Raw genomic sequence first — 12,666 nt, 5'->3', positions numbered from 1 at the left:
CACGTAGTGTGTTGAGTTTTTCTGTTCGAGTTGAAGAGTCTTTATCCGTGTTGAGATAGGAGTCTGTTCTGCTCGTTAAAAGTTTTTTGTTGCTATTTCTAGGTCGTCTTCATCGGGTAAGTATGGGGCGAGGGGTGGTAATTCGTCCAAAGAATCTAGTCCAAGTTTTTCAAGGAAAAGTTCTGTAGTGATGTATTGTTGCGCCCGTGTGTGAGGTTCTGGTGTTGTTTCGACGATAAGCTCTCGTTGGAGAAGGGTTCGCACTGCAGAATCAGCGTTAGCTCCTCGAACACTTGTAATGTACGCTCGCGTAACAGGCTGCTGATAGGCGATGACTGCAAGTGTTTCCATCACGGCTTTAGGCAATTTTGAGTTTGCTTTTGAGCCGATAAAACGCCCTACCCAAGGGCTAAAATCTGCGCGTGAGTAGATACGCCATCCTCCTGCTACACGTCGGAGTTCTAGCCCGCGAGGTTCGTGCACGATATCTTGTTCAACATAACCATTATATTCTCGATATAGCTGGTCTAAAGCGTTATCTATAGCGTCTTCCGGTAAGAGTAAAGCTTCTGATAGTTCTCGAGTTCGTACCGGTTTTTGTGCGATGAGGAGGATAGCTTCGATGGCAGCTTTAGCGCCTCCCGGTTGAAGTTCAACGCGTGGGATGTCCTCATCGTTGAGAATAACAACAGGTTTCTGTTGGGTTTTTTGTGTTGCGTATTCTTCAGCTTTTTCAGGTTCTTCCCACGGGTTTTCAGGAGCTTCAACGCTCTTTTGAATATCTGAAAAGTTGTATTGTTCTTCTTCATGGTCTTGGTCGTCTTCGGGGTTCCATGCACCAGAATTGAGAAGTTCAAGGTCGGAGGCAGTGTAATCGTATTCTTCTGGGTATTCAGACATTTTCATTGCTCCTGCGCTATGGGTGTGCACGTTGTTTTTTCGCGGGTGTATTGCGCTGTTACACGAACCGTTCCTAGAGGTTTTTCTTGGTGTAGAGCAATGGCTCCTTGCTGGTATAGCCCAAGAAGAGCCAGAAAACGAACGATAGCTATCTCATAGACATTGGTACCTTGTAAGAGTTCGAGGAAAGATATTTCTTCGCCGTCTTGTAGGCGTTCTTTAATATGTTCTTCTTCTGCGGCAATGGTCGTGAGAGGTTCTTGTAAATGTTCGGTGTTGACGGTTGGTTCTGGTGTATGAACTGTTTCTAACTCTTTGAGCTTTAATGCTCGAGCAGCAATGCGCGCAAATTCTTCGATGCCAGTGTTAAAAACAAGTTCGGGGAGAACCTTTACAAGATGAGGTTCGAGGGCGACTTCTCGAGCAAAGCGGTGTGATTCTTGCTCGTATCTGGTGTTCAAGTATTCTGAGACTTCTCGATAGGCACGGTATTGCAAGAGTCGTGCGAAGAGTAAGTCTCGAGCTTCTAATAAGGCTGCATCATAGTTATTTTCAGCGGTGGTATCGCGTGGTAATAGTCGGGAAGCTTTGAGCTCTAGAAGTGTTGCTGCAGTAACCAAAAAATCGCTGGCGGTATCTAACGCCTGAGGATGGTGTTGCTGATAAAGAGCCGAAATATACTCCATAAATTCATCGGTCACTTCAGATAAAGCAATATCTGTGATGTCGAGTTTACGGCGAGTAATCAGGGAGAGTAAAAGGTCAAACGGCCCTTCAAAGTTCTCAAGAGTAAGGTTGAAGGGTGTTGGTGTTCTCTCGTCTGAGGTAGTGGATGTCGGTGCCATCACGGCAGCGACCGGCTCTGTCGTCATAGATGTAGCAGGTCCTTCTTAAAAAGATATAGGTTGATGTCCTTACCACGATTCTGCCGTAGAACAGAAGAAAAGTGCAAGGGTATGAGCGGGTAGCTTTGCCCACGTTTAGGCGGCACCACCACGGCTGATCAGTTCACGTGCTAATTGGCGGTAGGCTTCTGCCCCCGGATGGGTCGCAGCATAAGACAAAATAGGTTCTGCAGAAACGCTTGCATCAGGGAATTTAACGGTTCGTTTAATGACGGTATCGAAAACTTTGTCTCCAAAGGCGTCAATAATACGAGCGAGCACTTCTTTAGAATGCAAGGTACGCGAATCAAACATAGTTGCGAGAACACCGTCAATTTGAAGTTTAGGATTGAGGCGCTCTTGCACTTTCTCGATAGAATCCACCAATAAGGCGACCGCGCGCAGGGCGAAGAACTCACAAATAAGAGGAATGATGACGCCGTCACTGGCTGTAAGCGCATTGACAGTTAAAAGACCAAGAGAAGGCTGACAATCAATCAGAATAACATCGTATTCATGAGCCACTTTGCGTAGAGCACTAGCTAAGACTTGTTCACGAGCGACTTCGTTCACGAGCTGAACTTCAGCCGCAGAAAGGTCAATATTTGCAGGGAGTAAGTCAATATTTTCGACGTTGGTGCTTTGAATAACCTCGCGAATATCAACGTTACGGTCCATCATGACGTTATATACCGTTAGGTCTAGCTCGTGTGGATTAGCACCAAAACCGGCTGATAGTGCACCTTGTGGGTCAAAATCAACGAGTAGGACGCGTCGCCCGCATTCGGCAAGAGCCGCACCAAGGTTAATAGTTGAGGTGGTTTTACCAACCCCACCTTTTTGGTTCACCATAGAAATAATACGAGCTGGGCCGTGGGTTTGCAGTGGCGCAGGATCAGGGTATGTCCGCAAAGGACGACCTGTTGGACCAGTCTGTGAATGATCATCAAAAGATTTATTCATGTGCATTACCTTTATGAAACCGAAAATTGTTCTCTCTCTAGAGTACAGCCTAGAGTCAAATTATCTCTGGTTAAAGAGCTCGTGGATGAGTTGCAGCGAAGACTTCGCGTAACGTTTCTGCCGTAACTTTAGTGTAAATCTGGGTTGTTGTCAGTGAAGCATGACCTAAAAGTTCTTGAACAACACGGATATCTGCTCCACCTTCTAACAGATGCGTAGCATAAGAATGTCTGAGTGTGTGCGGAGAAATATCTGAGACGATACCCGAGCGTTCTGCAGCGCTCTTAATCATGAGCCATGCTCCTTGACGCCCTAAACGTCCACCGCGAGCGTTCAAAAATAGTGCGGGGGTTCCTTTGCCCTGCTGAGCAAGTATGGGGCGAGCGCGCACCAAATATTCTTCTATGGCTTGTACGGCATACGAACCAACAGGAACGATTCTTTCTTTCGATCCTTTGCCCCATAGCCTTACCATGCCAGTACGCTGTTTCTGTTCAGAAGTATCTACAGTGGGCTCTTGCAGAGAAATATCGTCGAGGTCAAGGGCAAGGACCTCCGAAATACGTGCCCCTGTGGAATATAGAAACTCTAAGACGGCGCGGTCACGAAGACCTGTGGTGGACTGTTTATCGGGGCTTTCTAGAAGAGCTTTAACTTCTTCATAAGAAATACCTTTAGGTAGTCTTGACGCGATTTTAGGTGGTTGAATATGAGATGCGGGGTCGTCTTTTGTGGTGTTTTCTTTAAACCAAAAACGGTGTAGTCCTCTCACCGCAACAACAGCTCTTGCTACGCTACGTACGCTGAGCGGTTTCTGTTCTGGAGAGTCTCTGGTTGCAAGCTCGGTGACAAAATCACGGATGTGTTTTGAGGTGATGGCGCGAGGAGAAATAATTGCGTTCTGCGTCAAAAATGTTTCGTATCGTTGTAGATCACGCCGATAGGACTCCACCGTATTTTTACTCAGGGATCGTTCGATAGTGAGAAATTGTAGATATTGTTCTATGCCACGATGTACAGCTGTTGGTGTTGAAGGTGTTGTCATAGAAATATAATCTTATGATTTTTCTGCTGGGCTGATAGGCCCGATGTAATCTTTTGTTCTGTACCGAGGATGCGCTTCAAATGGTGCGTGAGCAGAATAAAGATGAGCAAAATTCTGTTGATGGGCTACATAGGTAGCAAGAATCGCGTTGGTCGCACTAGGATTGTGTATTCTTCCGGAGAGGACGGCCGTAACCGCGTCGTCAAGGTTGACCCAACGCATCACAATCTCAGATTCTTCATCTTCTCGAATATGCTGGTGTTCTTGATCAATAGGGGTAATATCTCGTGCTAAGAATACTCGGCAGGTTTCGGTACTTCCTCCTGGAGAATTATAGAACTCCATTAACGTATCCCATTGTTTGGCTCTCAGAAAAGCTTCTTCAGCGAGTTCTCGTTGTGCCGCTTCGAGAGGAGTTTCTCCTGCCACATCTAATAGTCCAGCAGGTATTTCCCAAAGGTTCGCACGCACGGGGTGACGGTATTGGCGAATCAGAAGAATTTGGTATTCTTCATTCAATACTGCAATCGCAACAGCACCTGGGTGGTCTAAGAAGTCCCGTTCAAAGGGTTTTGATTCTTCGGTGAGAGAGACGCTTTCTCTCACAACATCCCAGATACGACCACCGCAGAGGAGTTCTCGCCGGTGCAGGGGGCGTGGATCGATATCATCGGTCAGTTCTTCTGACGAGAGATGCATGATGGAACCTTCCTGATATTGTCTCAAACATATATCAGTCTACAACCGAGGTATACGGTACAACTATCGATAATAGATAAGATACAGAAAGTCGGGTGCCAGAGTGTTTTTCTCTAGTACCCGACTTTCTTACCTCAGGTTTTTTATTACCCCGTTATTTTGCACGTTGTGCAAGCGCTGCCCTAATTAGACCAACAAACAATGGGTGTGGTCGTGTTGGGCGAGAACGGTATTCGGGGTGTGCCTGCGTTGCGACGTAATAAGGATGTACATCTTCAGGGAGTTCAACGTATTCTACGAGATTTCCGTCAGGAGATACACCACTGATAACAAGTCCAGCCTTTTCTAGCTGTTCACGATATTCGTTGTTAACTTCGTAACGGTGGCGGTGACGTTCTGAAACTTCAGTAGCACCGTAGGTCTTCGCTACGACAGAATCAGCGTTTAAAGTTGCGGGGTAAAGGCCAAGGCGCATCGTTCCGCCAAGGTCTCCGGCGCCCTCAACAAATTGTTGTTGTTCTTTGATAGTGGCGATGAGCGGTGATGGTGTTTCAGGATCAAATTCTGTTGATGATGCGTCACGAATTTCTAGCACATTGCGCGCGTATTCAATCACCATTGACTGTAGACCTAGGCAAATGCCTAATGTTGGAATGTGATGTTCACGCGCATATTTGAGTGCCCCAATTTTACCGTCAAGACCACGAATACCAAAACCACCAGGAACGAGGACTGCGTCCATCTCACGTAGTTGGTGTGCAGCATCTTCGTCAGTGGCGCAGAGGTCAGCCGCTACCCATTTGACGTTCACTTTAGCGTTGTTTGCAAAGCCTCCAGCACGTAAGGCCTCAGAGACAGAAAGATACGCGTCAGGTAGGTCAATATATTTTCCGACGAGGGCAACATTAACCTCAGATTGAGGCTGGTGTACAGCGGTGAGAACTTTGTTCCATTCGGCAAAGTCAGCCTCTTGATAGTCAAGACCAAGATAATCAAGGATATAGGTGTCTAGCCCTTGGCTGTGAAGAGTTTTAGGGATGTCATAGATGCTAGGCGCATCAGCGCAAGAGATAACTGCTTCAGGGTCAACATCGCAAGCGTTCCCAATTTTCTTCTTATGAGATTCTGGAACTTCTCGTTCGCATCGAAGGACGAGCCCATCAGGAATAATACCCAAACCACGAAGCGCAGCAACTGAATGCTGAGTAGGTTTAGTTTTGAGTTCTCCGGAAGGCCCAATAAAAGGCACTAAGGACACGTGTAGGAAGAAGACATTATTTCGTCCGACGTCTCGGCGAACTTGTCGGGCAGCTTCAAGGAACGGCTGAGATTCAATATCACCAACAGTTCCACCAATTTCAGTAATGATAATATCGGGTGCATCTTCGCGTGTTGCAGGTACTCTCATACGACGTTTAATTTCATCAGTGATATGAGGAATAACCTGAACGGTATCGCCAAGGTATTCACCGCGACGCTCTTTAGCGATAACAGTAGAATAGACTTGTCCGGTTGTTACGTTGGAAGACTGGTCGAGATTTTCGTCAAGGAAACGTTCGTAGTGACCGATGTCAAGGTCTGTTTCTGCCCCATCATCTGTTACAAAAACTTCTCCATGTTGGAAGGGGTTCATCGTACCGGGGTCTACGTTGAGGTAAGGATCAAACTTTTGCATCGTCACGGATAGACCGCGAGAGCGTAGTAGACGCCCTAGAGAAGATGCTGAAAGTCCTTTACCGAGGGATGAAGCTACACCACCAGTCACAAAAATCTGATGTGTTACTTTGCCGTTATCTGAAGTCTTTTTTTCATTCGCCACGGAATTCCACCTTATCATTGATATTCTTCTGAGCCAACACCACTCACCTATTGCACGTGAGCAGGTCGTGAGATGTTCTTCCCATTTTTCAGCAGTTCTCTTGCATGTTCTTGAGCAGAGAGAGATTCGTCATGTCCGGCTAGCATACGAGCTAACTCTACGACACGTTCTTGTTCATCAAGCACTTTAACCTTCGATAGCGAAGCATCATCATTCTTCATCACAAGAATATGTTGATCAGCAAAAGCCGCAACTTGAGGTAAATGCGTCACGACAAGAACCTGAACATGTTGAGCAAGCATCGCTAACCGTCGCCCAATCTCAACAGCAGCTTTACCGCCTACCCCAGAGTCTACCTCGTCAAAAATAAAAGTAGGGACGGGGTCGACTTCTGCTAAGACAACTTCAAGCGCTAACATTACGCGAGAAAGTTCACCTCCAGAAGCACCTTTTCCTAAGGGACGAGCCGTAGCCTTCTCATGCGGTTTAAGTAAAAACTCAATAGTGTCTTTGCCAGAAGGCGTGAATTTTGCGCTCTCTTGAACGTCAACAACAAGTTCGGCATGAGGCATGGCTAACGCGCTTAACTCTTCAGAAACAGCATGAGCAAGTTTCTTCGCTGTACGCTGCCTGATCTGCAACATCTGCTCAGCTTGCCGTTGAAGACGTTCTCGAAGGTCTTGCAGTTCGTCTTCAAGCTCTTCAATGCGGTGTGGATCATCGTTCAACGTCAAAAGACGTTCTTGAGATTCTTCTGCCCATTGAAGCACTTCAGCAATATCTGAACCATATTTGCGAGTAAGAGTCTTCAGCTGAGCTAAGCGCTCTTGAACTTGTGCTAAACGCTGGGGGCCTTCACTATCTAAATTCGAGGTATAGGACGATAGCTCTTCAGCAATATCCGTAATCTGTATCAGCGCGTCATTGAGTCGTTGCACTAGCGCCGCCAGTTGCTCGTCTGAAGAAGATTCCACCTCTAAAGCAGAACGAGCTGTATCTAATAAGGCAAGGACGTTAGCGCTCTCAGCTTCGAGGTATTCTGCTCCTGTTAAAGCTGCTAAAGCTGTCTGCGCGGCAGAACGTAAAGACTCAATATTTGTTAGTCTTAAACTTTCTTGAGCTAATTTTTCATCTTCACCAAGAAGAGGTTCTATTGCGTTAATTTCGTTTAAAGCGCTTTCTAATGTTTGCGCTTCAAGAGCTCTCTCACGAGTATTCTCGCGCACTTGACGTAGCTCCGTTACAATATGGCGATAACGCTCATAATGCTGCTGATAATCGCGTTGTATATTGGACAGCTCATCACCAGCATAAGAGTCAAGGGCTCGTCGTTGCTCTGCAGAAGATTTCAAACGAATCTGGTCCGATTGTCCGTGCACCGCCACAAGGGTTTGACCAATTTCCGCTAATTTTCCGATAGGTGCAGAACAACCGCCAACATGAGCACGTGAACGTCCTTGAGCAGAGACAGTACGAGCCAATAACAATTCGCACTGGTTTTGATCAATATGGTCGAAACTACCTCCAGCGTCTTCTGCTAGAGCAAGAGCTTTATGGTTTTTAGGCAAACGCATCACGGCTTCAGCTAAAGCGTTCTTCGCACCGCTTCGTACCGTTCCAGCGTCACTACGTGCACCAAGTAACATGCCGAGGGCAGTAACAACCATTGTTTTACCGGCTCCAGTTTCGCCAGTCAACACAGAAAACCCCGGTTCTAGCGGCAGGCGAGCATCAGTAATAACACCCACGTCACGCAGATGAATCTCTTCAATCATAAAATAGTGTCTCTCTTATTCTTGGGATGCTTTTTCATCATGGATTGCGTTATAGGGTCCACGCCAACCGCGAATAGGAAGTTCAAATTTTGCGACAAGACGTTCGGAGAATGGTGCTGTATGTATTCGTGCTAGACGAACGTACTTATCTGATCGTGATACTTCGACTCGTGCACCAGCGGGTAAATCAATAGTTCGGCGTCCATCACACCACAATACGCCGGTCACCCCATTATGAGGCAACAATTCAACGGCAAGCAAAGAAGTCGGCGCGGTCACGAGAGGACGGGAGAAAAGAGCATGTGCAGATAACGGTACGATAAGCATTGCTTCCACTTCTGGCCATACGATAGGTCCGCCACCAGAGAAAGCATAAGCTGTTGAGCCGGTTGGTGTTGCCATAACAACCCCGTCACACCCAAAGGTGCTCAACGGACGTTTGTCGACTTCGATAACTACCTCAATCATTTTTGCGCGGTTACTTTTTTCAACACTTGCTTCGTTCAGAGCCCATGTTTCGACTAATTTTTGATGCCCGTGCCATGCTTTTACCTCAATAGCCATGCGTTCTTCGACGGTGTAGTTATTTTCAACGATGCATTGCACGGTCTCTTGAAGATCAGATTCTTCAGATTCGGCTAGAAAGCCAACGTGCCCGAGGTTAACACCAACGAGGGGAATATCTGTGTGACGTACTTTTTCTGCTGCACGCAGAATAGAGCCGTCGCCACCAAGGACAATCCCTAGTTCAACGTCAACGAGTGCTACTGCTTCACGAGCAACCGCGACGGGTACGGGGTCTTGCCACCCCTCAACGAGACATTCGAGGTCGCTACGTTCAAGGACGGGAATTAGCCCCGATTCGTGTAGCTGGGTGCATACGGTACGTGCCGCCCGTCGGGCTTCTTCACGTCCGGTATGTGCAAAGACGAGAATTTTTCGAGAAAAAGAGTTCTTTTGTGTTGAGGTGCTCACCTTATAAATCTTATGGCACTTTTGCGTTGAGGTTGAGCTAGCCTGCACTATTTAGTACACCAAAGGAAAAATTCTTGATTTCCGTCTTGTCCAGGTAATGGACTTTTTTCAAGACCGGCAATGTTAAGTCCGCAGCTTTTAGCGCTCAAAGAGACTTTTTCGATAGCTTCTTGGTGTGCTGTTGGATCGCTGACGACTCCCCCACGCCCAATTTTATGTTGGCCCACTTCAAATTGGGGTTTAATCATCAGCAGGAGGTCTCCACCCATTTTAGTTGCTTGGGCTAATGCGTCCATGACCAGGGTTAAAGAGATAAAAGAGAGGTCAGAAACAGTAAGATCTACTGCTCCTCCGATATCTTCTAAACGTAAATATCTAACGTTCATCCCCTCATAGACACTAACGCGTGGGTCTTCTCGTAGTTCAGGAACGAGCTGGTCATGTCCTACGTCAACTGCGGCAACGTGCGTTGCACCTTGTTGGAGTAAGACATCTGTAAATCCTCCGGTAGAGGCCCCAGCATCAAGACAGTATTTGCCGGTGACTCTAACGTCAGAGAAGATTTTTAATGCGCCCATCAGTTTATGTCCTGCTCGGGACACATATTGGGTATGCTCACTATCGTGCACCGTAAGAGTGTCCTGAGGTAGCACGTCGTAGGAACTTTTTGTGACGATGACGCCGTTGACCGACACGAAACTATCGTGAATGAGTTTCTGAGCGAGAGTCCGTGATCGAGCTAAGTTACGGTTCACGAGTTCTTTATCGAGTCTCACTCTAAAGAGTCACCCTTTTGAAGATAGTCCTCTAACCCGTTGATCAGGGACCAAAGTTCTTGAGTTTTTTGGTCCATGGTATCTAGAGTCTCGGCCTGTTCTAGCTGATAGATAAAATGTTCTAGGTAGGAAGAATCTAATCTTTCAGTTTCTTCCTCTGAGGAAAGTTTGTCGCGTGCATTATCGTTTGTCACGAATAATTTCTTCCGGTTGGCAGCTTTCTTTTTGTTGTGGATGTGCTGCCCACCATGCAGCACAAGCTACTCGCCATGCGTTAAGTTCTTCTCCATGACCGGTCACGGTGAGGGTCTTACCGTCGGTTACTGCAGAGTATCCTGCACCGTCAGCCCTGTAGAGGCCCTCGGTAACGTTAATATTTATTGTTGGATATTCTGTGAAGAAGTCGTTTAATGTGGCCAGAATATAGTCTGGACGGTCTTGAACTGGCGCCTGCAGAATACTTTGATAGCTTTCTACGCCGGTCAGAACGCAAGCAGTTGCCATACCGGCTTTATTTCCACCGCGAATATCGGTGTCAAGACGGTCTCCTACAACAACTGGTGCGCTACTCTTGAGTTTTTGAGCTCCAGTTCTGAAGATTGCGGCTTCTGGTTTCCCTGCAATATATGGTGTTCTACCCGTTGCTTTAGCAACGGCATAGACTAGTGTGCCGTTGCCGGGGGCCATTCCACGGGCTTGTGGGATAGTCCAGTCAGTGTTGGTTGCAATCCACAGAATTTCTGGGTCCGCTAGGGTAAAGGATGCTTCGGCTAAGTTTTCCCATATCATTTTTGGGTTAAAACCTTGAACAACAGCTTGAGGATTTTCTGTCTGGTGGTAAACCGCTTTAAAACCTGCTGCTTCAACACAGTCTGCAAGATCTTGAGTTCCTGTAATCAGAACTTTTGCCCCTGTTTTAAGGTGTTCTCGTAAGAGTTCTGCTGCAGCTTGTGCAGAGCTAACAATACGTTCTGCTGAGGTGTCTACCCCTAGAGAGCGTAAGTGTTCTGCAATGGTTTCGACGCTTCGTGAAGCATTATTTGTCACGAATGCGACAGGTACACCTTCGTTTTCTGCACGGTTAAGCGCTTGAGGTGCGCCGTCAATTGCATGTGGTCCAGCGTAGACGACGCCGTCAAGGTCGCTCAGAATAGCATCATGTTTTTTGATTAACATACTATGCTTCTTTGGATGTTTTATCGGTAGTTTTCTCGTCGGCTACAGAAGATTCTTCTTCAGCCGGTGATTCTTCAGTAGATGCTGAGTCAGTCTCTTCTATAGTGTCTTCTTCAGTAGGTGCTTGTGATGTCGAGTTTTCAGCTTGGGATTCTAATTCACTAATATCTACTGAAGGTTCTTCTGGTTCGAGGAGTTCTTCTTCGGTGAGAATGTCAAAAATTTCAGGCTCTACGAAGTTTCCTTGGCCTAAAGCTGCTTCGGTCATGAAAGCAAGACGATTCCAGCGTGCTGCTTCTTTACCTCGTCCAGCTTCTTCGAGAAGATTCGCGTATGCGGAGAAGAGACGTGGACTGTATTCGAATCCACGTTTGCTGTTCAGCTCGGGGATTTCTAGTGCTTTCATTGCATCTTGCAAGTTGCCTTGATCATGATGAATACCTGAAAGTACAAGAGCGATTTCGACGCGAGTTGCAGGTTGTAAGTCTTGGTCGAAGCGGAATTGTTCTGCCATTTCTAGGGCTTTATCGATACGTCCTAGAGCTCGTTCGCTGTCGATTAGTAGCGCTAAATGTTGGTTGGAACCGCTGATACGACGGTGTGTGCGAAGTTCACGAAGGCATAAGTCATAGTTTTCAGCAACATATGCGGCGACTCCTGCTGCTTCACGCACTGTTCCAATACGTCCTGCACGGCGAGTAGCGGCAACGGCGTGTTCTAACGCAAATTGTGGATCAAGTTCGAGGTATCGTCCTGCCATAACAAGATGTTTTGCCACAACTTCGGCGTTATCTTTTTCGAGAGCTCGTAGCTCACAAAGGATGTATCCTTCAAGTTCACGACCGGTCACATCAGTGTCTAGCTCTGGAGCTTGTGGGCGTGCCGGACGGTAGCCTTCTTTACGGGCAAAACGCTCTTCACGCTGTTCTACTCCTCCACGGCGATGTCCACCTTGAGGTTTATTTTCGTTGTTATAGCGTCGTCCGGCTTTGTTACGGTCTTGGTAGGAACGTTCAGAGCGGTTATTATCGCGGGAAGGGCGACGGGCTGAAGAAGAACGTTCTGTATCTTTTGAGTAGCGTTTTTCTCCGTCACGACCACGGTCATTAAACTTTTTGTGGTTGCCAAAACTCTTTGTGTATTCTCCACGAGAAGCAGAACGCTGACGGTCAGGTCGTTGAGCTTTTCCTTCTTGATCTTTTCGATCGTTGTTCTGGCGCGCGTCACGGCGGGAGTAGTCAGACAAATTATGCTCCTCTATTATTGTGAAGATGATTCACGTTATGGCGTTGAATATATAGTTTATCGAGGTATTTCAGGATGAGCTATCGACACATCAAAAGTGTTGATGCGTTTTCTCTTACACGTTACTCAATATAGGTAATAAAAAAGGAGGATTTCTACCAGTTTTACCTGGAAGAAATCCTCCTTCAAATAATAATGCGGCAACAACCTACTCTCCCACACCGTCCCCAGTGCAGTACCATCGGCTCGGTAGGTCTTAGCTTCCGGGTTCGGGATGGAACCGGGCGTTTCCCCTACGATATAATCACCGCAAATCTATTTAATAATCAATACCTGCAAAAGTTTTATAACTCTTGTGGTTTGTTATTAGAAAACCGTACAGTGGACACAAACACAAAACAAAGCCAAA

Annotated in this window: 12 protein-coding genes and 1 rRNA gene; all 13 read right to left on the bottom strand. The window is 46.8% G+C overall.

What is annotated here, in order from left to right:
- Positions 1–75: 75 nt before the first annotated feature.
- The 13 genes from scpB to rrf all read right to left on the bottom strand — a co-directional run bounded on the left by scpB (position 76) and on the right by rrf (position 12,569).
- Complete coding sequence (scpB, locus tag ACN08Z_RS02205; protein WP_419102973.1) at positions 76–900, bottom strand: SMC-Scp complex subunit ScpB; 825 nt, start codon at positions 898–900, stop codon at positions 76–78.
- Between the two features lie 2 nt (positions 901–902).
- Positions 903–1,772, bottom strand: a complete 870-nt coding sequence (locus ACN08Z_RS02200) for a segregation and condensation protein A (protein WP_419102972.1) — start codon at positions 1,770–1,772, stop codon at positions 903–905.
- Between the two features lie 108 nt (positions 1,773–1,880).
- Positions 1,881–2,747, bottom strand: a complete 867-nt coding sequence (locus ACN08Z_RS02195) for a ParA family protein (protein WP_419102971.1) — start codon at positions 2,745–2,747, stop codon at positions 1,881–1,883.
- Positions 2,748–2,817: 70 nt separating this feature from the next.
- Positions 2,818–3,792, bottom strand: coding sequence for a site-specific tyrosine recombinase XerD (gene xerD / locus ACN08Z_RS02190; protein ID WP_419102970.1), 975 nt, complete (start codon positions 3,790–3,792; stop codon positions 2,818–2,820).
- Positions 3,793–3,804: 12 nt separating this feature from the next.
- Positions 3,805–4,491, bottom strand: a complete 687-nt coding sequence (locus ACN08Z_RS02185) for an NUDIX domain-containing protein (protein WP_419102969.1) — start codon at positions 4,489–4,491, stop codon at positions 3,805–3,807.
- A 154-nt stretch (positions 4,492–4,645) separates the two neighbouring features.
- Entirely contained in the window at positions 4,646–6,328 is a 1,683-nt protein-coding gene (locus ACN08Z_RS02180) for a CTP synthase (RefSeq protein ID WP_419102968.1), read from the bottom strand.
- 29 nt (positions 6,329–6,357) lie between these two features.
- On the bottom strand, positions 6,358–8,085 hold the full coding sequence (gene recN / locus ACN08Z_RS02175; protein WP_419102967.1) for a DNA repair protein RecN: 1,728 nt from the start codon (positions 8,083–8,085) through the stop codon (positions 6,358–6,360).
- A 15-nt stretch (positions 8,086–8,100) separates the two neighbouring features.
- Positions 8,101–9,060: an NAD kinase gene (locus ACN08Z_RS02170; RefSeq protein WP_419102966.1), complete on the bottom strand. Its 960-nt coding sequence runs from the start codon at positions 9,058–9,060 to the stop codon at positions 8,101–8,103.
- 47 nt (positions 9,061–9,107) lie between these two features.
- A complete protein-coding gene (locus ACN08Z_RS02165; RefSeq protein ID WP_419102965.1) occupies positions 9,108–9,836 on the bottom strand; it encodes a TlyA family RNA methyltransferase in 729 nt (242 codons plus the stop codon).
- The gene (locus ACN08Z_RS02160; protein WP_419102964.1) at positions 9,833–10,030 is read right to left on the bottom strand and encodes a hypothetical protein; all 198 of its coding nucleotides are present in this window, start codon (positions 10,028–10,030) and stop codon (positions 9,833–9,835) included. The genes ACN08Z_RS02165 and ACN08Z_RS02160 overlap by 4 nt, the downstream gene beginning before the upstream one ends.
- A complete protein-coding gene (locus ACN08Z_RS02155; RefSeq protein WP_419102963.1) occupies positions 10,017–11,012 on the bottom strand; it encodes an HAD-IIA family hydrolase in 996 nt (331 codons plus the stop codon). The genes ACN08Z_RS02160 and ACN08Z_RS02155 overlap by 14 nt, the downstream gene beginning before the upstream one ends.
- A 1-nt stretch (position 11,013) precedes the next feature.
- On the bottom strand, positions 11,014–12,258 hold the full coding sequence (locus ACN08Z_RS02150) for a hypothetical protein (RefSeq protein WP_419102962.1): 1,245 nt from the start codon (positions 12,256–12,258) through the stop codon (positions 11,014–11,016).
- A 194-nt stretch (positions 12,259–12,452) separates the two neighbouring features.
- Positions 12,453–12,569: ribosomal RNA gene (gene rrf, locus ACN08Z_RS02145) — 5S ribosomal RNA — on the bottom strand.
- Between the last annotated feature and the right edge of the window lie 97 nt (positions 12,570–12,666).

The organism is Rothia sp. P7181, from assembly GCF_048513015.1.
GTDB lineage: Bacteria > Actinomycetota > Actinomycetes > Actinomycetales > Micrococcaceae > Rothia.
This window is presented reverse-complemented; position numbering and strand designations above follow the sequence as displayed.